The organism is Iodidimonas nitroreducens (assembly GCA_000710935.1).
Classification (GTDB): Bacteria; Pseudomonadota; Alphaproteobacteria; order Sphingomonadales; family Rhodothalassiaceae; genus Iodidimonas; species Iodidimonas nitroreducens.
Map to the genome: position 1 here is coordinate 29,871 of BAYV01000004.1, position 22,679 is coordinate 52,549.

Annotated in this window: 24 protein-coding genes; 13 read left to right on the top strand and 11 right to left on the bottom strand. The window is 56.1% G+C overall.

Going from position 1 to position 22,679, the window contains the following annotated elements:
* Positions 1–10: 10 nt before the first annotated feature.
* Entirely contained in the window at positions 11–499 is a 489-nt protein-coding gene (locus AQ1_RS01295; protein WP_042083224.1) for a hypothetical protein, read from the bottom strand.
* Positions 500–579: 80 nt separating this feature from the next.
* Between AQ1_RS01295 and AQ1_RS01300 the strand changes: the two genes are divergently transcribed.
* The gene (locus AQ1_RS01300; RefSeq protein ID WP_390624377.1) at positions 580–1,968 is read left to right on the top strand and encodes an amidohydrolase; all 1,389 of its coding nucleotides are present in this window, start codon (positions 580–582) and stop codon (positions 1,966–1,968) included.
* A gap of 126 nt (positions 1,969–2,094) precedes the next feature.
* Positions 2,095–2,511, top strand: a complete 417-nt coding sequence (locus AQ1_RS01305; RefSeq protein WP_042083329.1) for a DUF3775 domain-containing protein — start codon at positions 2,095–2,097, stop codon at positions 2,509–2,511.
* A gap of 107 nt (positions 2,512–2,618) precedes the next feature.
* On the opposite strand, the gene AQ1_RS01310 is transcribed toward AQ1_RS01305, so the two are convergent.
* Complete coding sequence (locus AQ1_RS01310; protein WP_042083227.1) at positions 2,619–3,254, bottom strand: glutathione binding-like protein; 636 nt, start codon at positions 3,252–3,254, stop codon at positions 2,619–2,621.
* 100 nt (positions 3,255–3,354) lie between these two features.
* Entirely contained in the window at positions 3,355–5,445 is a 2,091-nt protein-coding gene (locus tag AQ1_RS01315) for a TonB-dependent receptor (protein WP_052370705.1), read from the bottom strand.
* A gap of 177 nt (positions 5,446–5,622) precedes the next feature.
* Between AQ1_RS01315 and AQ1_RS01320 the strand changes: the two genes are divergently transcribed.
* Together AQ1_RS01320 and AQ1_RS01325 are read left to right on the top strand one after the other, a co-directional pair.
* Positions 5,623–6,120 (top strand): transcriptional repressor, encoded by a 498-nt coding sequence (locus tag AQ1_RS01320; RefSeq protein ID WP_042083229.1) that lies wholly within the window; start codon positions 5,623–5,625, stop codon positions 6,118–6,120.
* A 179-nt stretch (positions 6,121–6,299) separates the two neighbouring features.
* The gene (locus AQ1_RS01325; protein WP_150006833.1) at positions 6,300–6,926 is read left to right on the top strand and encodes a nucleoside/nucleotide kinase family protein; all 627 of its coding nucleotides are present in this window, start codon (positions 6,300–6,302) and stop codon (positions 6,924–6,926) included.
* Between the two features lie 23 nt (positions 6,927–6,949).
* On the opposite strand, the gene AQ1_RS01330 is transcribed toward AQ1_RS01325, so the two are convergent.
* The 4 genes from AQ1_RS01330 to AQ1_RS14315 form a co-directional block, all read right to left on the bottom strand.
* Complete coding sequence (locus tag AQ1_RS01330) at positions 6,950–7,327, bottom strand: acyl-CoA thioesterase (protein WP_042083234.1); 378 nt, start codon at positions 7,325–7,327, stop codon at positions 6,950–6,952.
* Between the two features lie 45 nt (positions 7,328–7,372).
* Entirely contained in the window at positions 7,373–8,566 is a 1,194-nt protein-coding gene (locus tag AQ1_RS01335) for a mechanosensitive ion channel family protein (RefSeq protein WP_042083235.1), read from the bottom strand.
* Positions 8,567–8,641: 75 nt separating this feature from the next.
* Positions 8,642–8,875: a hypothetical protein gene (locus tag AQ1_RS01340; RefSeq protein WP_042083239.1), complete on the bottom strand. Its 234-nt coding sequence runs from the start codon at positions 8,873–8,875 to the stop codon at positions 8,642–8,644.
* Positions 8,872–9,696: a DUF1499 domain-containing protein gene (locus AQ1_RS14315; protein ID WP_161760365.1), complete on the bottom strand. Its 825-nt coding sequence runs from the start codon at positions 9,694–9,696 to the stop codon at positions 8,872–8,874. Before AQ1_RS14315 ends, AQ1_RS01340 begins: the two co-directional genes overlap by 4 nt.
* A gap of 109 nt (positions 9,697–9,805) precedes the next feature.
* Here AQ1_RS14315 and AQ1_RS01350 point away from each other — a divergent pair, with 109 nt between their 5' ends.
* From AQ1_RS01350 to AQ1_RS01365, 4 genes are all read left to right on the top strand, one after another.
* Positions 9,806–10,237 carry a CBS domain-containing protein gene (locus tag AQ1_RS01350; RefSeq protein WP_042083242.1) on the top strand — a complete coding sequence of 144 codons (432 nt, stop codon included), beginning with the start codon at positions 9,806–9,808 and terminating at the stop codon, positions 10,235–10,237.
* Between the two features lie 107 nt (positions 10,238–10,344).
* Positions 10,345–11,763, top strand: coding sequence for an aminotransferase (locus AQ1_RS01355; RefSeq protein ID WP_042083245.1), 1,419 nt, complete (start codon positions 10,345–10,347; stop codon positions 11,761–11,763).
* Positions 11,741–12,451, top strand: a complete 711-nt coding sequence (locus AQ1_RS01360) for a class I SAM-dependent methyltransferase (protein ID WP_313979169.1) — start codon at positions 11,741–11,743, stop codon at positions 12,449–12,451. The genes AQ1_RS01355 and AQ1_RS01360 overlap by 23 nt, the downstream gene beginning before the upstream one ends.
* Complete coding sequence (locus AQ1_RS01365) at positions 12,448–13,065, top strand: methyltransferase (protein WP_042083249.1); 618 nt, start codon at positions 12,448–12,450, stop codon at positions 13,063–13,065. The genes AQ1_RS01360 and AQ1_RS01365 overlap by 4 nt, the downstream gene beginning before the upstream one ends.
* Here the strand turns inward: AQ1_RS01365 and AQ1_RS01370 are convergent.
* Genes AQ1_RS01370 through AQ1_RS01380 form a run of 3 tightly spaced genes read right to left on the bottom strand, consistent with a single transcriptional unit; the run spans position 13,043 to position 16,400 of the window.
* Positions 13,043–14,047 carry an NAD-dependent epimerase/dehydratase family protein gene (locus AQ1_RS01370; protein WP_052370709.1) on the bottom strand — a complete coding sequence of 335 codons (1,005 nt, stop codon included), beginning with the start codon at positions 14,045–14,047 and terminating at the stop codon, positions 13,043–13,045. The genes AQ1_RS01365 and AQ1_RS01370 overlap by 23 nt on opposite strands.
* Positions 14,044–15,267 carry a hypothetical protein gene (locus tag AQ1_RS01375; protein ID WP_152550370.1) on the bottom strand — a complete coding sequence of 408 codons (1,224 nt, stop codon included), beginning with the start codon at positions 15,265–15,267 and terminating at the stop codon, positions 14,044–14,046. Before AQ1_RS01375 ends, AQ1_RS01370 begins: the two co-directional genes overlap by 4 nt.
* A 29-nt stretch (positions 15,268–15,296) precedes the next feature.
* Entirely contained in the window at positions 15,297–16,400 is a 1,104-nt protein-coding gene (locus tag AQ1_RS01380; protein ID WP_042083338.1) for a sulfotransferase family protein, read from the bottom strand.
* Between the two features lie 256 nt (positions 16,401–16,656).
* On the opposite strand from AQ1_RS01380, the gene AQ1_RS14320 reads away from it, so the two are divergent.
* Complete coding sequence (locus AQ1_RS14320; protein ID WP_052370712.1) at positions 16,657–17,280, top strand: TIGR02466 family protein; 624 nt, start codon at positions 16,657–16,659, stop codon at positions 17,278–17,280.
* A gap of 10 nt (positions 17,281–17,290) precedes the next feature.
* Here AQ1_RS14320 and erpA read toward each other — a convergent pair whose 3' ends face one another.
* Positions 17,291–17,632 carry an iron-sulfur cluster insertion protein ErpA gene (erpA, locus tag AQ1_RS01390; protein ID WP_042083255.1) on the bottom strand — a complete coding sequence of 114 codons (342 nt, stop codon included), beginning with the start codon at positions 17,630–17,632 and terminating at the stop codon, positions 17,291–17,293.
* 152 nt (positions 17,633–17,784) lie between these two features.
* Here erpA and AQ1_RS01395 point away from each other — a divergent pair, with 152 nt between their 5' ends.
* Genes AQ1_RS01395 through nagZ form a run of 4 tightly spaced genes read left to right on the top strand, consistent with a single transcriptional unit; the run spans position 17,785 to position 22,674 of the window.
* Positions 17,785–19,011 (top strand): deoxyguanosinetriphosphate triphosphohydrolase, encoded by a 1,227-nt coding sequence (locus tag AQ1_RS01395; protein WP_313979179.1) that lies wholly within the window; start codon positions 17,785–17,787, stop codon positions 19,009–19,011.
* A complete protein-coding gene (gene argS / locus AQ1_RS01400; protein ID WP_042083260.1) occupies positions 19,008–20,762 on the top strand; it encodes an arginine--tRNA ligase in 1,755 nt (584 codons plus the stop codon). Before AQ1_RS01395 ends, argS begins: the two co-directional genes overlap by 4 nt.
* A gap of 38 nt (positions 20,763–20,800) precedes the next feature.
* The gene (locus AQ1_RS01405) at positions 20,801–21,658 is read left to right on the top strand and encodes an SPOR domain-containing protein (RefSeq protein ID WP_042083263.1); all 858 of its coding nucleotides are present in this window, start codon (positions 20,801–20,803) and stop codon (positions 21,656–21,658) included.
* A complete protein-coding gene (gene nagZ / locus AQ1_RS01410) occupies positions 21,655–22,674 on the top strand; it encodes a beta-N-acetylhexosaminidase (RefSeq protein WP_042083264.1) in 1,020 nt (339 codons plus the stop codon). Before AQ1_RS01405 ends, nagZ begins: the two co-directional genes overlap by 4 nt.
* Positions 22,675–22,679: the final 5 nt, after the last annotated feature.

Consider the following 22,679-nt stretch of genomic DNA (forward strand, 5'->3'; position numbering starts at 1 on the left):
GTTTACTGGTTTACCGGCTTTTGATCATGTCGCGATGGAAAAAGAGCAGAGCTGCGCTGGAAATCCACACCAGCAGCGCCATGATGAACAGGCTGCCGCCATCGCTGGCGATTTGATCGGCTTCGCTGCCCACCACAATGCCAAGAGGGGTGAACAGATGGAAGAAGATCGCGCCGCTGATCACCCCAAGGGCCAAGAGCGCGCCCACGGCATGGGTTTTTGCGGCCCGGCCTTGCCCCTTCAGGCCGCCCAGGGCCGCCCCCGCAAGCAAAAGCAGGCTGGCGATCAATTCCGCCACCCCCACGATCTGTTGGCTGAAAATGCCGCCGGGGGCAAAAAGCCCGGAAAGGCCAAGGCTGCTTTGGGCCCAGCCCTCAATGGTTTTGAAAATATAGACCGGCTCGGGTGCTCCGGTAAATTTGAAAGCCAAGGATTGCACAAAAACAAAGGCAATGAACACGGTCAGCAACCAGGGCAGAATTTTTTTCACAAAAGTCATGGCTCTCTCCTTTATTTCGCATCATGCTTGCATCTTATAATGTGAGAGTGCCACTAAAAATGACAAAGGGGATCAAGATGATGTGTTTGCCAAAAATTTCGGGGCCGAGGTCATGGCGGCGGGGCCGTCATCATCTGGGGGCTTTCGCGCTGATGGCGGCCTTCTTTGCGCCCGGCCTCGGTTGGGCGCAGGTGTCTGGCTCGCAATCGCCCGCAGATGATGCCGCCATCGAAAGCGGCATTGAAAGCGATTATGCTTATCTTGAAAAGCTTTATACCCATCTTCATGCCCATCCTGAATTGTCGTTTCAAGAAGCCGAGACCGCAGCCCGTATGGCCAGCGAGCTTGGGGAATTGGGTTTTGATGTCACCCCCGATGTGGGCGGCCATGGGCTTGTGGGGGTTTTTAAAAACGGCCCCGGCCCCACGCTTTTGATCCGCGCCGATATGGATGCCCTGCCGGTGAAGGAAATGACCGGAAAGCCCTATGCCTCAACGGTAACGGCGGTGGAACAGAATGGCCAGGATGTGCATGTGATGCATGCCTGCGGTCATGATGTGCATATGACCGTTTTTGTTGGCACGGCGCGGCGGCTGGTGGCTTTGCGCGATCAATGGTCGGGCACTTTGGTGATGATAGGCCAGCCGGCGGAAGAACGCGGAGCCGGGGCCAAAGCGATGATTTCTGATGGTTTGTTCGAGCGCTTTCCTCGTCCCGATTATAACATCGCGCTGCATGTCAGCTCATCTTTGGCGGCGGGCAAGCTGGCTTATGTTTCGGGCTATGCCCTTGCCAATGTGGATTCGGTGGATATTGCTGTGCACGGCATTGGCGGGCATGGCGCCTATCCCCATGCCACCAAAGATCCGGTGGTGCTGGCCAGCCAGATCGTGATGGGCCTGCAAACCATCGCCAGCCGCGAGGTGGACCCGCAAGATCCGGTGGTGGTGACGGTGGGATCGATCCATGGCGGCACCAAGCACAATATCATCGGTGATCGGGTCGATCTGCAACTGACCGTGCGCAGCTATTCCGATGCCACCCGCAATCGCGTTTTGGCAGCTATCGAGCGGATCACCAAAAATACCGCGCTGGCTTTTGGCCTGCCGTCAGATCGCTTGCCCGAAGTGGTGGTGAAGGATGAATTCACCCCCTCCACCTATAATGATCCCGATCTCACTGCGCGATTGGTTGCAGCCCTCAGCGGGCCTTTGGGGGCAGAGAATGTGTTGGAAACCCAGCCGGTGATGGGGGGTGAGGATTTTGGCCGCTATGGCCGCGAAGGCATTCCCAGTGTGATTTTCTGGCTGGGTGCGGTGGAGCCTGAAAAAGTGGAAGCGGCAGCGCGCGGAGAGATCAGCCTGCCATCCCTTCATTCGCCATTTTTTGCGCCCTTACCCGAACCCACGATCAAAACCGGGGTGGAGGCGATGACCCATGCAGCCCTTGATCTGTTTGGCGGCGAATAGGATTTGGGGTGGGGCTTTTGATGTGGCTAAGCCTTCATTTTGATCATTTGTGATCCGATGATGGATTGACCAAGGGGCCGATCCGGGGTCATGCTTTTCTTTGCAGTGTTGGAGGGAGGAAGAACCATGATTCCCGGAAAGCCGCCGCAAGAGCAGATAGACGACGATGACAGCCCGCTTAATATCACGGTAGACACCGTTTCCCATATCATCGAACGGGTGCAGGAAGCCTATGGCGATCTGCCCCATGATCATGAAGGGGACGGGGATGTGGATGTGACGGAGCGCCGAGGCGCCGAAGCCGATTTCAATGCGCTGGCAGAATTCATCGATGATTTGAATGAGGATGAACGCATCGATCTGGTGACCCTGATGTGGGTGGGGCGGGGCACCTTCAGCGTCGATGAACTGCCCCAAATCAGGGCAGAAGCCCGACGCGAGGCCACCCACACAACCGCTGAGTATCTGCTTTCCACCCCCTTGCTCGCTATCTATCTGGCTGATGGGCTTGAAGCCTTTGGGTTGGCGGTGGAAAGCGATTAAGGGGATCAGGCACGCCGCTTAGAGCATTTTCCGATCAAAGTGGATCGGATCAAATGCTCTAAATATTTGTTTGACCGCGTCGTGATTCTACTCCGCTCGAAATCGCTCTAGACATCGGGGACGCAGACACCCTTTTGCACGGCCGGACGCTTTGAGATTTCAGTCAGCCATCTTTGGATATGGAGCATATCGGGAAGTTTGCCCTGCGTTTCTTCCTGCAGGAATTTCAAGCCGAATTTGGTCCATGAAAAGCTGGCGATATCGGCGATGCTATAGTCGTCTCCGGCCAGATAGGCGCTTTTGGAAAGCTGGTTATCCATCACCGAAAGCAGGCGGCTCGATTCATCGCGATAGCGTTCGATAGCATAAGGCACGCGATGGGGCGCATAATGATAGAAATGAAAAGCCTGCCCCATCATCGGGCCCAGATTGGCCGCTTGCCAGATCAACCAATTCATCACCCGATAGCGATCTTCGCTCTTCTCAGGCAGGAATTTCCCGGTTTTCTCGGCCAGATAAAGCAGGATGGAAACTGATTCGAAAATCGTGATATCGCCCGATGGGCCATCATGATCGACCAGTGCAGGGATTTTTCCATTCGGGTTGATGGCCAGGAATTCAGCGCGTTTTTGCAATCCCTTGCCGATATCGGTGGGAAAAACAGTATAATCCAGCGCACATTCCTCAAGCATGATCGAGGCCTTGTGCCCATTGGGGGTGGCCCATGTATAAAGATCAATCATGGCATCTCCTTGGTTTGGTGTTTTTTGACCTCCGGTTCAGGCAGATTACCAAAAGGCGCCGATGGGGCCCTTTGATCATGCGCGGGTAAACCTCAATTCCCTAAAAACCGGCACGAAGGATGAACCGCACGGTGCGGCCCGGCGCAGGCACCAGATCTTTGAGGAAGCTGGTGTGAAAGCGAATATCGCTATCAGCCAGATTGCGGCCCTCAATGATCAGTGAAATATCCCGCTCTTCAAAGGGATGAACGACAAGACTGGCCGTAAGGTTCACATAATCATCCGTTGGCAGTTCAAATTCGCCAATATCTTTTTGGCTTGCGGCATATTCCGCGGCGATATGCACATCAAAATAATGGCTTTCATAATCGCTGCCAAGGGTGAATGACAAAGGCGGAATGCGGGACAGGGGGGTATCACTGGCCGTTTCCTTGGCATTCACAAAATCCAATTGCGCATTAATGGAGAAGGCCTGTTCGCCCGCCCGCCAAAGCTCATAATCTGCTTCAAGCTCAAGGCCATAAAAGCGGGCATTGGTGGCTGTGAATTGGGCCACGGGCAGGCCATCTTCTTCCTCGCCGGTAAAGCGCTCGAAAATGAAATCACTATAATCATAATAAAAGCCATTGATCAGGAATTCAAAAGGACCGCCGGCCTTTTTCAGATTGAGTTCAAGGCCTTTCACCGTTTCTTCGCCCAGATCCACATCGCCCAATTCAAAGGTGAAGGTGGCCAGATGCGGGCCATTCGAGAAAAGCTCGTCGGCATTGGGGGCGCGTTCAGTGCGAAAGCTGTTGATCCCGATCAGATAACCATCTCTCAGAGCATAAGAGGCCCCGGCAGAGAGGCTGATGCCGGTAAAATTGCGCTCGACCCCTAAATTATCGGATTGCACATCCTGACGATCAAGCCGGGCCCCCGCATCAAAATGCCAGGGTCCGATTTCATAGCTTTGGAAGCTGTATAATCCCCATTGAAACGTTTCATTGGGGGGAACGAAGGCTTCAGCCCCAATGGCTTCAAAATCGCGGCTGCGCAGATGCAGGCCGCTGGTGCCGGTCCAGCCTTCATGTGCGATCTGATCCAGATCGATCCGGCCTTCCCACTCATCATTCAAAAACAGGGTACCAATCTCGCCGCCTTCGAGCTCAGCCTGATCATAATCGGCATAGCCAAAGCGAAAGCGGGCCTGATCAAAGACCAGAAAATCGCTGGTCCATTCCCCGATCAGATCATAGCGCGTCTGTTCGATATCGATCCGCACGCCTTCTTCGCCGCCCGCTTCACTGTCTGTACTACCGCCTTCTTCCTCTTCTTCCTCAAGCTCTACAGGGATGCCATAATTATTATCGAGCCGGGTGACAGAGGCGCCCAGAAAGCCATGCCGCCCAACATAAGATAAGCCGCCCGTGATCCCCCAATTTTCCAGATCGGAATTCTCGGCCCGGCCAAAAGGCTCGCTTTCCCCGGAGGCCAGTGGATTGGCGGCCCGCTCGCGATCCGATCGTAAAAAGCCCGGAGCCTTGAAATCACCGGCATCACGATAAAAGCCATCCACATGGGCCATCAGGCCCCCAATGATATTGGCATTGAGCGCGCCGCTATTGAGCACTTCATCGCCATTGGTGCCATAGCTGGTGCGAAATTGCCCATCCACCCGGCCGTTTTCGGGCAAGGCACGGGGCACGCGATCGTCGATCACATTCACCACCCCGGCAATCGCATTGGCCCCATACATCAAGGTGGCAGGGCCACGGATCACCTCAACCTTGCGGGCCGTTGCCAGATCCACCGCCGGGGCATGATCGGGGCTGGTGGTCGAGGCATCAAAGGTCCCCAGATCATTGATCAGGATGCGCAGGCGATCCCCTCCCAAACCGCGAATGATCGGGCGGCTGGCCCCCTGGCCAAAGGATGTTTGCGATAGACCGGGCAGGCCATCAAGGCTATCGCCAATGGTGCTGCGCAGGGTGCGGGCTAATTCTTCACCCGCTAAAACCGATGTGCCCTGCAGGATTTCAAAGCGGGATCGTCCGCCGGGATGCGCCGAGACGACGATTTCTTCAATGCCGCCACGATCATGTCCGGGATGGCCTTGATCAGTGGCCATCTGGGCATTGGCCATCCCATGAAGGGCCGTGCCGCTGGCAAGGCTGATGATAAAGAGACGATAAGCTTTTTCCCGCGCCATGGTGATCGGTCCTCAATCTGTGTTTATGGGTATTTGTTTCTTGAGGTCTGTAATGTTATATTATCTCATTATCGTCAAGTCCTAATATCCTGTTTGAAACGTTAAATCCGAAAAGCGCCAAATCAGGTAGAAATGCATGTCGTGATCGCGCTAAGCTGGTGAGATGAGAGGGAGGCCATGGTGCAAAATCAAACCGATCCAGCGATTATATCCAATCATCGGTCCCATGATCATGAACAATGTCAGTCTGAAGCGCTTGATGCCGCGCGGCTGATCTGCGCCCGCCGGGGCACGCGTTTGACCGAGATGCGCCAGCGGGTTCTGGAACTCATCTGGAATGGCCATTCGGCGGTCAAGGCTTATGATCTGCTCGAGATGCTGTCTGCCCCTGATCGCGCGGTGCGCCCTCCCACGGTTTATCGGGCGCTGGAATTTTTGCTGGAAAACAGGCTGATCCACCGGATTGAATCGCTCAATGCCTATGTTGGTTGCCCATCGCCCGGCGAATCTCATGTCAGCCAGTTTTTGATCTGCGAAAATTGTGCGGTGGTGACCGAGCTTTTAGGCCAGGACATCGCAAGGCTGGTGCGTGCAGAGGCCGATCAGCATGGCTTCCTGATCCGCCGCCAAACCGTTGAGGTGCACGGTTTGTGCCAGCAGTGCCAAGCCGCCTGAGTCCGGCCTGAGTCCGGCCTGAGTCCCGCCCCAGTCTGGCCTGAGTCCCGCCCGAGTCCGGCCTGATCCCTGCTTTTGTCACAATTCTCTCATTTCAATGTCACGCGGCTTAAACGCAGGAGGTGCATTATTTAATGAATTGACCTGATAGCGAGAGCGCCGTGTTTCTTGGAAAGATTGTGGGTGAAACGACCCCGGATCATCAACAGATCAACTTAGCCGGGCGGCTGGTGTTTTTGATCGGGCCTCCGGGTGGCGGTATGCGCCGGCTGGTGCATCAAGCCCGCGCGCATCATCTGGGCCGGGGCCGGGTGATTTTCCCGCGGCGCTATCTTGCGCTGGCCTCTGATATCGCCAGCAAAAGGGAGGCGCGATCGCAGACTGAAGATGCGCATTATCTGCCCCGCGATGTTTTTCATGATTATGTGAACCAGGGCTTTTTTGCCCTGCATTGGGGCGATGGCTCGACACTCTATGGCATCGGACGCGAGATCGAAAGCTGGATGGATGCCGGTCTTGATGTGGTGGTGCCAGCGGATATGGATATTCTGGCCCGGGCGCAGGCGCGCTATCCTTCCATGAAGGCCGTGGTGGTTTCCCCCAATGCTGATGCGATGAAGGCATGGATGGCGGGATCAGAAACGGTGGTCTCATCTTGCGATGCCGGGGCTTTCAGGCAGGCGCAATTCCACAGGGCCGATGGGGGCTATTTTGCGCGTGGTTTTCCCAATCTGCCGATGGTGCAAACAGATGAGGATTTCACCAAGGCCGCAGAACGCTTATTGGTCCTTTTGGCGCGATCCTGAAAATCTTGATAAGGGCGGATGGATCAATCCGGCTGATCCACGGGGCGCGGGCGGCCTTCGCTATCCACTGCCACAAAGATGAAGGTGCCTTCGGTGACGGTAAATTCTTCCTCAATGCCTCGGCGGGTTACACAAACCTCAACGCTGATATGCATGGATGTGCGGCCCACAGATTTGATATCGGCATAGCAGCTGATCAAATCCCCCACATGCACCGGGCGGTGAAATTTCATACCCTCGATGGCTACGGTAGCCACCGCGCCCTTGGCCCGTTTGCTGGCGGTGATGCCACCCGCCACATCCATTTGCGACAGCAGCCAGCCGCCGAAAATATGGCCATTCAGATTGAGATCAGCAAGGCGCGGAGCCGTGCGAATGATCGGATCGCGTTTTATGGTCATGGGGAGGGTCTCTGTTGGGGACACTGAAAACACAGCGTCGTATTGTTAAGAATTTTTTTGAACGATTTCGTTGGTTGCTGTCAAGGATTGGGCCGCCGCATCGGCCTTATTGGCAGATTGGGGGAAGGTTTCAGCGGCATCGGGCATGGTTTCCACATAAAGCGAGCGACTGGGGAACGCAAATCCGGCTCCTGCTTCTTCAACGATGTCCTTGATTTTGAAGGCCAACCGCTCTTTCACCTCAAGCCATTCGCCCCATTTTGTGGTGCGGGTAAAGCAATAGAGCAAAATATCGATGGAACTGGCTGAAAAGGCATCGATGCGCACAAAGGTGCTGGCCATTTCGGGTTTGGCAAAATCATCACTTTCCAGAATATAAGCCTCGATCCCATCACGGATGCGGCGAAGCTGGTCGCCGGTTGTGCGATATTCCAGCCCGATGATCCATTTGATGCGGCGATAGGTCATTCTCTGGAAATTGGTGACCGCATTATCCGATAATTTGGAATTGGGCACATAAACCGGGGCCTTGTCGAAACGGCGGATTTTGGTGGTGCGAAAGCCGATTTCCTCCACATCACCTTCCACAACGCCATCAACAGAAATCCAATCGCCGGGATGAAAGCGGCGTTCGCCAATCACGAAAAGCCCCGAAATCAGATTTTTGAACAGATCCTGCGCCCCCAAAGCCACCGCCACGCCAAAAAGCCCAAGCCCCGCGATGATCGGGGCAACAGCAATGCCCCAGATTTCAAGTATGGCCGCAGAGCCCAGCAAAATGAAGGCAACCTTGGCCGATTTGATGATCCAATCCACCATCGCCGGGGTTAAAATCCCCCGGCTGTGCATCAAGATGCCGCCGATGGGGGAAACGATCCGATGCAAGGTCCAAAACAAAGTAAAGGTGACGAGGGAGCGGTTAATATGGTTGAAGAACGCTTCCACATCCTCGCCAACGCTTAAAACGCTGGTGGCAAAAAAGATCCCCATAACAATGGGAATGAAGCGAACAGGGGCCCGGATGACCTCGAGCACCTGATCATCGATATCTGTTTTTGTGCGCGTGGCCGCCCGTTTCAAGGCCGATAAAATAAAGCGGGTGAGCAGATTGCGCAGCATGATGAAGAGGAGGAAAATCCCCAAAGCGATCAGGCTGTCGGCTATATGGATGCCAAAAACCCCATGCTGCCAAACATCGACGACAAGATCCCAAAAATCCTGAAAGGATGCGATAGTCATAAACGGGGTCCGCTGATTTTGGGGCTATTAAAGCCGGGATGTGATGAAGGGCTTTAAAAACCCGCAAAGATGCGATTATTCATGTTCATCGCCATAGGCGGATTGATCATGGCCCGAACGAGCCGAATAAAAAACCAGCCACATCAGCCCTACACCGATGCCAATGGTAAAGACAATCCCCAATCCCATGGCGATCATGCCATGGAGACTAAGGGGTATATCCGTGATTTCCTGCATCACGATATAGGATGTGATGGCGGTGGCCAAAAGCAGGGCACCCAGGATGACAACTGTGAACACTGTTTTCATGAGCGGGATATGGCCTTTTCTGACATGGTTTCAAGGAAGGCGCGGATGCGTTTGGCATTGGCCCCCAGATCGCTGATCCCAATGCGGGAAACAGAGCGCACATCCACCCGGGTTTGATCATCCTCATAGCGCAGGCGCACCACGATATCATCTTTGAAACCATACCAGAATGTGGTGTCTGTGGCCTCGATCAGAGCGCTTTCGGGCAGGTCGCTATCGGAAATGCTTTTATCCTCGATTTCGGCGGCGGCGATCTCCCACCCCAGATCCTTGGCAGCGGCCAGTGCCAGCTTGTGCACCTCATCAAGGGGCAGATCGAGCATTAAGGGGCCAAGATCGCCATAAGCTTCCCGGTGATACACCAGCCAGCGCGTTTCGGGGGCCAGATCAGTCAGATCGCTGCGCCCGCGATCCGGCACGATCATCGGGCTGCCATCACGCGGGCTCAGGCTTTGAAAGCGCGGCGGATCGGCAAGATCGGTGGTGACATCATGGATCGGCACGGCGGCGGTGGCATCGCTGCGCAAAAGATAAAGCGTGGTGACAACGGCACCGCTTAAAAGGATCGATAAGGCCAGCCGCCCGCTGATGGCATTATGGCCACCCGCTGCGGCGATCAATAAAGCCAGAATGCTGACCACGCCGGTGAAGGCGGCAATGTAAAAAGCCCAGCGCATCATGCTGATTGCCATCCCGAACGACCAAAGCTCGATCCGCACGCCGGGGCCGGGGGCGATCATCAGGAAAAGGGCGAGCAGCGAGAGCAATAAAAGCCCGGCGGATAAGAAACGCCAGTTTCGCGCCTGTTGTCTGAAAGCCATGGTCATACACCCTATGGTTATGGTATTCTTAACCTCATTTCGCAGTTTTTACAGCATAGCCAGTCAAAGCCATATTCGCCAGTACAGAGGATAATAAGGGGAGAGTTCTATGACTGTAGCTTCGATTTTGAAAGAAAAAGGCTCGGCTGTTACCACTATTATGGAAAGCGCCAGCCTGCGCGACGCAGTGGCTATGCTTGCCGAGAAAAAAATCGGTGCCGTTCTGGTGCTCGATGATGAAGGGAGCATTGCAGGGATGCTGTCGGAACGCGATGTGGTGCGGGAATTGGCCATCCAGGGCCCTGCGCTTTTAGATCGTTTCGTGCATGAGGTCATGACCCGCCATGTGGTGACCGCATCCCCCGATGAAACCATTGCGTCGCTCATGGCGGTGATGACGAAGGGCCGCTTTCGCCATGTGCCAGTGGTGCACAATGATCGGCTTTTGGGCCTTGTTTCCATTGGCGATATCGTCAAAATCCGCATTGCCGAGGCGGAGATGGAAGCCCAATCGCTCAAAAGCTATATCTGCACAGGTTGACGGGCTTCTGTTTTCCTGTGGATCAAGGGCGGATAGCGCGATCTTAAGGCTTTCTTAGCCATGACCATCGTATCAGGGGTATGATATTCCTGTGAAAAAGGATCGTCATGGCCTCTCAGCATAAAACATCAGCCGTGCCCACAGCACCAAGCCCCGAACAGCGCGCGCAGCAGCGCCAGATTCTGCGTGAGGGGGATCGGCGGCATCATATTCACCCCTTTACCGATCATCAGGCGCTGGCCCAATCGGGGGCGTTCATCGCCGAACGGGCATCAGGCTCCACCCTTTATGGTGAAGGGGATCTGGCACTTCTGGATGCAATGGCGGGTTTGGCCTGCGTAAATGTGGGCTATGGCCGCCCGGAACTGGCACAAGCAGCCAGCGCGGCGATGCGCGATCTGGCCTATTATCACAGCTTTCAGGCGGTCACCAATCCCCATGCCGCGGCCTTGTCGGCACGGATCGCCGAACTGGCGCCGGGATCGCTCAATCGGGTGTTTTTTGCCAATTCCGGTTCGGAAGCCAATGAAACCATCCTGAAATGTGTGCGCGCCTATTGGCGGCTTAAAGGCGCACCAGAGCGTCAGCATATCATCGCCCGGGATTACGCCTATCATGGCTCCACCATGCTCACCACCAGCCTGAATGGCCTGCCGGTGATGCATCAGGCTTTCGGCCTGCCCATGCCCGGCATCAGCCATATCGAAGCCCCTTATTGGTATCGTTTGGGGGGTGATCTTGATCCTGAAGCCTATGGCCGCAAAGCCGCCGCCGCTTTGAAGGCTAAAATCATGGAATTGGGGCGCGATCAGGTTGCCGCCTTCATTGCCGAGCCTATACAGGTGACATCGGGCGTGATCATGCCGCCATCGAGCTATTGGCCGGAGATTTCCGCCATCTGCAAGGAAGAAGGCATTTTGCTGATCGCCGATGAGGTGGTGACCGGATTTGGCCGCACCGGCCATTGGTTTGCCCAAAATCATTATGGCTTTGAAGCCGATTTCATGACTCTGGCAAAGGGCCTGACTTCGGGCTATATGCCTCTGGCGGCGGCGGTGGTCGCAGATCCTATTGCCGATCTGGTGCTGGATCAGGGCGGCGCCTTTCAGCATGGGTTCACCACATCGGGCCATCCCGTGGCCTGTGCGGTGGCCCATGAAAATCTGGTGATCATCGAACGCGAACATCTGGTGGAAAAAGCCGGTCAATCCGGGGCCATTCTGCACCGGGCTTTGGCATCCATCATTGGCGATCATCCTTTGGTGGGTGAAATCAGGGGCATCGGCCTTTTGGCCGGGATCGAACTGGTGCGCGATCGTCAAAGCCGCAGCGCCTATCCTTTGGAGATGGGATTATGCAGCCATATCGCCAATGCCGTGCTGATGAAGGGGGTGATCATTCGCCCCACGGGCAATTCTTTGGTGATCTGCCCGCCCTTCATCATTACCGAGGCGGAAATCGACCGGATCGTTTCGGCCCTGGCGCAGGGGCTGGATGAGGTTTATGCACAAATCCAAAAAGGATGAGGCGATAGCCTGCCCGCTTTGCGGTATGGCCGGGGCGATGCCCTTCATCGAGATCGAGGGCCAAGCCTATCATGCCTGCGAGCAGTGCGAGATCCGGTTTTTACATCCGCGCCATCATTTGCCGCCCATGGCCGAAAAAGCCCATTATGATCAGCATGAAAATGACGTGGATGATCCCGGCTATCGCCGCTTTTTAGCCCGGCTTCTCGATCCCTTGCTGGCTTATCTGGATCAAAACCCCGCTGGCCAAAGTTTAGCTGAGAGGCCCCTTCAGGCCCTTGATTTTGGCTGCGGCCCCGGTCCGGCTTTGGCGATGATGATCAAGGAAGCAGGCCATCATTGCGCCCTTTATGATCCTTTTTTCCATCCCGATCAGGCGGCCATCGATCCGGGGGAAAAGGCGGGGGCTTATGATATCATCTGCTGCACCGAAGTGGCCGAGCATCTTTATCGCCCGGCTCAGGTGTTCGATCAGCTTGTGAAGCTGTTGGCACCTCAGGGGGTTTTGGCGATCATGACCTGTTTTCAAACCGATGATGCCCGCTTTGCCCAATGGCATTATCGCCGCGATCCAACCCATGTGATTTTCTATCGCCTGCGCAGTTTTCACGTTCTGGCCGATCGCTTTGGGCTATGCTGCCACAGCCCGGCGAAGGATGTGGTTTTTCTCAAAAAGGCAGGGCAATGAGCACGGAGCTGCATCTGGCCCGCCTTGATCAGCTGGTGGCGGACATTTTGGCCTTGGGCGCGCGGTCGGTGCTGGATATGGGCTGCGGCGATGGGGTTTTGATCCTTGAATTGCTGAAATATCCGGTGATTGAAAAGCTCGCCGGGATGGATGTGGGGGAAGAGGCGATCCGCCGCCTGCGCCAGACGCTGTCCGCCCTGCCGCAAAAAGATCGTGATCGCGTCACCCTTGCCAAAGGATCGATGCTGGATGCCGATCAGCGCTGGCAGGGATTTGATCTGGCGGTGATGCTGGAAACCATCGAGCATCTTGATCCCGCCGATCTTTCGCGCCTTGAGCGCCGATTATTTCATGATTTTGCCCCGCGCTGGATCATCATCACCACCCCCAATAGCGAATTCAATGATTTGCTGGGGGTGCCGCCCCATCGTTTTCGCCATCCCGATCATCGCTTTGAGTGGGATCGTGCCCGCTTTGCCGCCTGGGCCCGTGGGGTGGCCAAACGCCATGGCTATGCTGTGGATTTAAAGCCATTGGGCGGGGCCCATCCGCTTTTGGGCGGGCCATCGCAAATGGCTTTATTTGCGCGGATCAGCCCTTTGGATCAAGAATAGCCTCAGCCGTGCGCCTTAAAATCTGGCTGGCAGGCAGCGGCTGCCAATGCAGCAGGGCGCGGGCAAGGCTGCTATCATAGCGGCGGAAAAATCGCGCCGCCCGCACCCCTTCCACCGAAGCGGCGGGGGCTTTGCCGTTCAGTCGGCTGATGATGTTGCCCCCATGGCCGGCCATCGCCGCCAGCCAATAGGGGATGGTTTTGCGGGGCATCGGGCGGTCGCTGATCTGCGCGAGATGATCAAGCATGGCCCCAAAGCCGATGGTCTCGCCCGCCAGCACAAAACGGCTGCCATCCGGGGCATTTTGGGCTGCGGCCAGATGCGCTTTTGCGGTTTGATCCACATCGATCAGATTGAGCCCCATCTCCAGATAAGCGGGGGGTGGATGGTGCAAAAACCCTTTGATCATATCGGTTGGTTCGGTTGCGAAATGATCGGGCGGCCCCATGGGCACCGTGGGATAAAGGATCAGGATGTCCAGCGATCCGCCCATGGCCCGGCGCAAGGCTTCATCGGCCAGCCATTTGGATCGGCTATAGGGGCCGGGCATGGATTCCAGCGGCGGTTTGGGATCATGTTCGCTGATCGGTTCGGGATTGGGATCGCGCCAATCGCGCAGGATCAGGGCGGTGGAGGTGGCAATCAGCCGCCGCACCCCAAGGGCCTTGGCCGCGGCAATCACCCGGGCCGTGCCCTGATGATTGATCTGCTCATAAAGCCCGGGATCAGCCGCCCAAAGCCGGGCATTGGCGGCCAGATGATAAACCGTTTCGCAGCCCTTCATGGCGTTCATCAGGGCATCTTGATCAAGGATCGAACCGGGATGACCGATCACGCCTTTTGGCAAAAGATCGGGTGGCAAAAGATCGGGGCGGGCAGCGGGATCAAGCACACGCACATCAGCCCCAAGTTGATGCACCTGCCGGGCAAGGCTGCTGCCGATAAAACCCGCGCCGCCGGTGATTAAAACAGGCCCATTCATGGCTTATCTCCTTGGCCCATCGTCGTTTTTTCCTTGGCGGAATGGAGCGTGCAGATGGCCAGTCCCTCGCCAAAGGCCGACCCCATGATCAGATGCGATCCGCTTTTCACAGCACTTGTGGCCCCGGGAAAAACCTTGCCATCGATCTTCAGCACTTTGCTGAGATGCACCCTGCCATCAGCCGTCAGTTCCAAGCGATAAATGATGCTGTCAGGCTGGCTGAAGGGGGCATTGAAGGCGCGAAAAAGGGCATAGGACAACAGATGATCAAGGGCGGCGATATAAAAGGCCCCATCATCGCCACGGTTGATATTATCGGGGGCGGCAGCAAGCGCAATCAGCTTGGGCAGGCCAGCGAGAGCAGGGGCGGGAGCGAGAGCAGGGGCGGGAGCGGGATTTCGGACATCGCCCAGATCAAGGATGCGCAGGTTTTTGCCCCGGGTTTCCGCGATGATCAGATGGGGCCTGCCATCAAGATCGGCGACGGCAAGGCCATTGGCGAAAGCAAGATCATCACGCAGTTTGGTGGCGCCTTGGGCATCGAGCAGGGCCACCGCACCATTGGCTCGGTTGAACATCTGATCGGCCCAGCGCCCGCTTTTGCTGCAGCTTGCCAGATCATTGCTGATGAGCAGGCGATCCGGGGCCAAAGCCACAACCATATTGGGATGGCACAGCCCCGTGCCGATAAAGGATTGATGGGTGATATGAGTGATCAAGGTGCCGCTTTCATCAAGGCCCAAGGCGATGATCCGGGGCTGATCCGTGATCAGCCTGCCCCGGCTGTCATGATAAGGCGCGCGATCGATGCTGTATAAAATCCGCTTATGATCCGCATTCCCATTCCCATTCCTATCCCCATTCCCATCCCCATTTTGGCCGATCCATAAATCCAGCCCATGGGGGCGCATGGCATCATGATCTGCGCGCGTCAGAGATGTCACCGTCAGGCTTTCGCCGCCCTTTTCAAGATCATCAAGCGCCAAAGCCAGCAGGCCGCCGGGATAAAGGGATGGCGCGGGCGTTTCATCAAGGGCGATGCGGCGGTTATAGGCGGCCAGATAAAGCATGCCGCGCTGATGATCAACGGCCATATCTTCCACGCCGACAACAAGGCGCCCATCTTCATCATGAAGGGCGAGCGAACGGCAATGGCTTGCACCATAAGGCAAGAGCGGCGCATCAGGCTGATCGCATGCGGCAAGGACAAGGGAGAGCATCACAGTCAAAGCCCTATGCCGGCCCCGCATCAAAGCGCATCCTCATAACCCCAATGGCGGATATGGTCGCCCCAGCGATCCATCAGTTTCTGGCGCAGATCAGGCGGGGCGGTGAAGCTGTTTTTCTGATAATCGGCAACCGAGCCAAGATAGCGTTCAAACACCGGGCGGGCGGCAGCAAAACCATCCATGTCGAGGCGATCATAAATATGGCCGATTTCAGCCATGGGATCGGCCTGGAAAGCATCAAAGCTTAATTCATGAAATTGATGGGCGGGCAGATCGGCGGTTTCCCGGCGCAGATTGTGCATCATCCGATCATAGGTCGCCAAAATGATCTCATCGATATCCAGATGCCCGTAATCCTGCAGGGCAAATTGCGCAAACAGGGCTTGATAGAAATTGCGCATGGATAAAAACACCTTCGCCGGATTGCGATGGATGTGGATGAATTTGGCATCCGGCCACAGGGCGCGCAATTGGGCCGGGCGCGCAGTATAAACCGGATTTTTGATCAAAAGCTGGCGGCCCGGTTGGGCGATGGAGAGCTTTTTATAAAACAGACGCAAAATGCCTTCCCATTGGGTGCGTTCCTTAGCGCTTACACCATCAAGAAACACCCCCGATTGGAAATAGTCGTCAAATTTTTGGGGATAATAAAGCCCGTGATAAAAAGACAGCGCCGACATATTGGCGAGGGCGATTTCATCTTCCTGCGGAGAATCCGCATCCACCCGCACCCGATCAATATAGCGATGTTCTGGCAGCTTTTTCACGAGCAATGGTTCGAGCGCCCGGCCCAAAAGCAGAAAATCCCATGGCAAAGCAGTGGCAAAGGGGGAAACATAGCCAAAGCGATCAGATTTCGAGAGCACATTATAAAGATGGGTCGTGCCTGATCGCCAATGCCCCAAAATAAAAATCGGTGCCTGATGATCTCCAGCTTTGGGGCGCAGGGCCAAGGTGCCGCGCTCGATCAGGGAAAAAGGCAGCCGCCCCAGTGCTGCCCCGAATGCGGCCAGCATTTTCATCCGGGCATGGGGGGCAAGCCCGCCCGAACGTCGCCACACGGTCCACAGCGTTGCAAGATTGGCACCATAAAGCGGATGGGATGGATCAGCCTTTTTCGACATAAAAGCAGGGCCTTTTCGGGGCAGGGGATGCGATAGACCTGTGATCGCCCCGGTGGGGCCGCTTGTCAAGCCAAGGCCATATCACAGCCCGGCGATATTTGGAAAAAAAGCCAAAGAAAAAGACCGGGGAAAAAGGCTGGGGAAAAACAGCTTTGTGCACCATTTATCCTTTGCGCGGATCATGAAGCACGATAAGAAACATTTGATAGGCAGAGCCTTGTGGAAATACAACCCTTGGAAGATGAGGAGACGGCCCATGTCCCAGCCCGAAAACACCCCAAAACCAAAAGGCGATGTGCGGCCCATTTTTCCGGCAGGCGCGGTGGTTCGCTATGAAAATCCTGATCACAAGGCGATAGCGGTGGATGATCTGCACTATGAGCCGAATTTTGGCTCGATCACGGAATCAACCAGCCAGAACCGTAATATCTTGAAGGAAGATCGCTTCCGGGCTTTGGCGAAATTTCTCGATGGCTGTGTGAAAGATTGTCTCGATCATGTGTATTGCTATGATTATGAAGCCTTTTCCATCGTTCATGCGTGGGTCAACCGGGCTCCTGAAGGCGGCTATCAGCGGATGCATCAGCATGGCAATTCGATATTAAGCGGGGTTTATTATCTGAAGGCGGATCGCCAGAACAGCGCGCCTTTGATGTTTGAAAAGCCGGAAATCAACACGCAACCTTATCTGGCGATTGCCTCAAAGCAGCAAAATATCTTCACTGCCAATCGCATCGCCTATCCATCGCAATCGGGGATTTGCTATCTTTTTCCCAGCCAGATCCGTCATGGCTATGAAACCCCCACCAAAGGCGGTGAGCGGATCAGCCTTGCTTTCAATGTGATGCTTTCGGGGGTGGGATCGTTTTATCGGATTTAGGGTCAGGTGATCACACCGAAAAAGATGATCCGCAGCCGCAGGATGATTCGGCATTGGGATTTTTGACCTGAAAGGACGCGCCGATCAGATCTTCAACATAATCCACCTGCGCCCCCAGCACATAAAGCAGGGACATATCATCCACCAAAACCTTCACCCCATGCTGATTGGATGCGATATCGCCGGGTTCGGACTCTTTGGCCAGATCGAATTTATAGCTGAAGCCTGAACAGCCGCCGCCCGCCACCGAAATGCGAAAGGCCAGGCCATCTTCGCCTTCGCTGGCAATCATCTGCTTGAGCCGGCTGGCAGCTTTTTCGGTCAGGGTCACGGGGGCGGGCGCATCAGCCATGGTCGGGTTTCACCTCTATTGCAGGATCAGTGTACAGCAAAGCATCTCACCCTAGATTTAGGGTTTCGATGCCATCTGTCAATGTATCTGATGGGCATCTGATGGGCACCAGATGGATTGCGCCCCGGCGAAAGAGCCGATAAGCATGGCGGATGAGCAGTTCGCACCAAAACGCGCCGCATCTGGCGATGGAAATTTTGCTGGCCCCCTATGCATCACGGGGCAGCCAAAGCCGTGGCCGCCTTGTGCCCGAGGGCGAAAGCGCCACGCGCTCGGTTTTCCAAAGGGATCGGGATCGCATCATCCATTCTTCGGCCTTTCGCCGGTTGAAACACAAAACGCAGGTTTTCGTGTATCATGAAGGCGATCATTTCCGAACCCGGCTCACCCACAGCATCGAAGTTTCCCAGATCGCCCGGGCCTTGGCGCGGTCTTTGCGGCTGAATGAAGATCTGGCCGAAGCGCTGGCGCTGGCCCATGATCTGGGCCATCCGCCTTTTGGCCATGCGGGCGAAACCGCATTGGATCAGGCCATGGCCCCTTATGAAGGCTTTGATCATAATGCCCAGACCCTGCGGCTGGTGACCAGCCTTGAACGCCGCTATGCCGCTTTCGATGGGCTCAATCTGTGTTGGGAAACCCTTGAAGGTTTGGCCAAGCATAATGGCCCCCTGGTGGAAAGCCCCATCGATCCGGCGCATCCCCCCGCCGCCTTGCCCTTTGGCTTTCGCGATTATCTGCCCGTGCAGGATCTGGAATTGCATAGCTGGCCGGGTGCCGAAGCGCAGGTGGCCGCCATTGCCGATGATGTGGCCTATAATAATCACGATATCGATGATGGTTTGCGGGCGGGGCTGTTTTCCCTTGATGATCTCGCCGCTGTTCCCTTTGTGGCCGAAAGCCTGCACGAGATCGACAAAGCCTATCCCGATCACCCCCAAAGCGTGCGCATTCATGAATTGGTGCGCCGCCTGATCGGGCGGATGACCGATGATATTTTGGCCGAATCACAAGCGCGGATCGCGGCGCTTGATCCGGCTTCGGTGGAAGATATCCGTGCGGCAGGCCATGCGGTGATCGGCTTTTCCGATGAGATGCAGCAGGCGGTGAATGGCTTGCGGGCTTTTTTGTTTCACAATATGTATCGGCATCGCTCGGTGCGGCGCACCACATCCAAGGCAAAAAGGGTGGTGCGCGATCTGTTTGATTTGTATATGAGCGAGCCTGAGCTTTTGCCTGCTGAATGGGCCCGGCGCGCCCATGGGCCCAACAGCACCGAAACGGCGCGGGCGGTTGCCGATTTTATCGGCGGCATGACCGATCGTTTCGCCCTGCGCGATCATGAAAAACTCTTTACCATATCGGCAATTCACATATGAATGTATTCGCACATTTCCAAAGCCTTTTGACCACCGCCATCAAGGAAAGCGCGGCGGAAGGCTTTTTGCCCCCGGACCTTGATCTCGGCCCGGTCACCGCAGAACCGCCCCGCGATCCCGATCATGGGGATGTGGCCAGCAATGCGGCTTTGGTGCTGGCCAAACCGGCGGGCAAAAATCCCCGCCAGATCGCCGAGGATCTATCGGCCAGATTGCGCAGGGTGCCCGATGTGGTGGAGGTGGATGTGGCTGGACCGGGCTTTATCAATCTGCGCTTTTCCCAAGCCTTCTGGCAGCGCGCTTTGGCCGCCATCTTGCGGGTGGGGACCGATTTTGGTTCCTCATCCATGGGGGCCGGGGGGGCTGTGAATGTGGAATATGTCTCGGCCAATCCCACCGGTCCAATGCATGTGGGCCATGTGCGCGGGGCCGTGGTGGGCGATGCTTTGGCCAATCTTCTGGCAAAAGCCGGGTTCAGCGTGACCCGGGAATATTATAATAATGATGCGGGCAGCCAGATCGATGTTTTGGCGCAATCGGCCTATCTGCGCTATTGCGAAGCCCGGGGGCGCGCGGTCGATAGCATCCCCGAAGGCCTTTATCCCGGCGATTATCTGGTGCCCGTGGGGCAGGCCCTGGCCGAACTCCATGGGGATGCCTGGCTTGATCAGCCCTCGGATATGTGGCTGGAGCCGATCCGCAGCTTTGCCACCGAGGCGATGATGGCCATGATCCGCGAGGATCTGGCGGCCTTGGGGATCACCCATGAGGTGTTTTTTTCGGAACGCAGCCTGCATCAATCGGGCCGCATCGATGAAACCATCGCCTGGCTGGAAAAGGAAGGCTATGTTTATGAAGGGGTTTTAGAACCCCCCAAGGGCAAAAAGCTCGAAGATTGGGAACCCCGGCCGCAAACCCTGTTTCGGGCCAGCCGCTTTGGCGATGATAGCGACAGGCCGTTGAAAAAATCGGATGGCAGCTACACCTATTTTGCCGCCGATATTGCCTATCATTATGATAAATTCATCCGTGGCTTCAATCATATGGTGCTGGTTTTGGGGGCCGATCATGCAGGCTATGCCAAGCGCATGGAAGCCGCGGTGAAGGCGCTATCGGGGGGCAAGGCCATTTATGATGTGCGCTTTTGCCAGCTTGTGCGGCTTTTTCGCAATGGCGAACCGGTGAAGATGTCGAAACGGGCGGGCACCTTCATCACCTTGCGCGAAGTGGTGGATGAGGTGGGCGCAGGTGCTGTGCGCTTCATGATGCTGATGCGCAAGAATGATGCGACTTTGGATTTCGATTTCACCAAAGTCAAAGAGCAATCGAAAGATAACCCCGTCTTTTATGTGCAATATGCCCATGCCCGGGTGCAATCGGCTTTGCGCAAGGGCGAGGACACGTTTCCCCATGCGTGTTTTGATGATGCGGCACTCGAAAGCGCCGATCTTGGCCTTTTGCAAACCCCGGCAGAAATCGCCCTGATCCAGCGTTTGGCGCTTTGGCCGCGTTTGATCGAAACGGCGGCAGTCGCCCATGAGGCCCATCGCGTTGCTTTTTATCTTTCCGACGTGGCATCCGATTTTCATAGCCTTTACAATCAGGGTAATGATGATCCGGGGCGTCGGTTCATTTTGGAAGATCATGAAGATCTGAGCCTTGCGCGCCTTGCTTTGGTACGGGCTACGGGATTGGTGATCGCTTCGGGCCTTGCTGTTTTGGGCGTTGAACCGCTTGATGAAATGCACTGATATATTTGGGGAGGGGCCAAAGGCCCGATGGATGTGCGATGGTAAATGATAATGACGCACCGGCCGATGAAGCGGCCAATGAACGAGCCAAAGAGCAAACGCCGCCATGGCTTCAGCCCGTGGATGAAGCGGTGGCCGAACCGCCCGCCCAAGGCATCGCGGCCATTTTCGCGTTGATCCCAAAGCCCTTGCTGGCGGCTTTGTCTTTGGGTGTGATCGCCCTTTTTGGGGGGCTGATCTGGATGCTTTATGATCAGCAGGAACAAGGCGGCGAAGTGGTGCGGCTGTCTGCTCCTGATGGCCCAACCAAGATCGAACCGCAAGATCGCGGCGGGATGCAGGTGCCCCATCAGGATAAGCTGGTGTTCAATCGGGTGACCGGGGAGCGCTTGAGCACCGATGTCACCTTACGCGCAGGGGCGGAAACAGCGCTGGAAAAACCGAAAATCCCCGATATTGCTCCCCTTGAAACCGAGGCTCCGGCAGAGATCAGCGCAGAAATCAGCGCAGAAATCAGCGAAGCCAGCGCCGCAGAGGTGGTGGAGGCTGAGGTTCAAGCTGAAACTAAAGCCGAGGAAACGTCTCAAACTGACCAGATAACGGCGTCGGCTGATCCTGCTAAAGTGGCTTCAGCGGGCCTGCCCAAGGATTTATGGGCGATCCAGATCGCAGCTTTTCGGATGAAAAATGATGCGGTGGCCTGGATGGTGAAAACCAAATATGATCATGCCAAGGTGTTTGGCGGACTGGCATCTGAAATCGTTGAGACAAAGCGGGATATGGCAACTTATTATCGCGTGCGTTTTGGCTCTTTTCCAGATCGATCCGCCGCCCTTGCCAAATGTGATGAGGCAAAATCGGTTGGTTTGAATTGTATTGTGGTGACACCCCGGTGACGCGCAGAAAACCCATCATTGTCGGGGCGGCAGGTCCTGAACTGACCGCAGAGGAAAAAGCCCTTTTTGCCGAAGAACGCCCGGCGGGGCTGATCCTGTTTCGGCGCAATTGTGCCGATCCGGCGCAGCTTGGCGATCTGGTGGCATCTTTTCGCGCAGCGGTCGAGGATGATCAGGCGCTGGTGCTGATCGATCAGGAAGGCGGGCGGGTGGCCCGGCTCACCCCACCCCATTGGCGGGCCATGCCCCCGGCGGCCTTTTTTGGCCGCATCGCCGCCGAAGATTTCATCGAAGCCGCCGCCGCCCTGCAATTGGCCACCACCTTGGTTTCCAGCGAATTGCGGGCCATGGGGATCACGGTCAATTGTGCCCCGGTGCTCGATCTTGCCTGGCCCCATGCCCATGATATTATCGGTGATCGGGCTTTTAGTGCTGATCGTGACATGGTGAGCCGCCTGGGGCGGGTGAGCATGGATGCGATGATTGCCGCCGGGGTGCTGCCGGTGATCAAGCATATCCCCGGGCATGGCCGGGCGATGGCCGATAGCCATCTGGCGTTGCCTTTTGTGGATGCCGATATGGATAGCCTGTGCGAAACCGATTTCGCCCCCTTCGAGGCTTTGGCCGATGCCCCGATGGCGATGACCGCCCATATCCGCTATGGGGCGATCGACCCCGATCTGCCCATCACCTTGTCGAAAAAAGGCATCGAAGATGTGATCCGGGGCGATATCGGTTTTGATGGCGTGCTTTTATCCGATGATATCACTATGAAGGCGCTGGATGGCCCGATGCCCCAACGCGCCGTTCTGGCGCTTGAGGCGGGCTGCGATCTGGTCTTGCATTGTTCGGGGGATTGGGCCGAGGCCCGGACGGTTCTGGATGCGGTGACGCCGATTTCCTCTGAAAGTGCGCGGCGCATTTCAGATGCCCTGGGGCGCATCGCATCGCCGGTTGAGGCTGATCTCGATAATGCCAGCGCCCGGCTTTCGCAGTTGATCCGGGCCTGGTCATGAGCGGG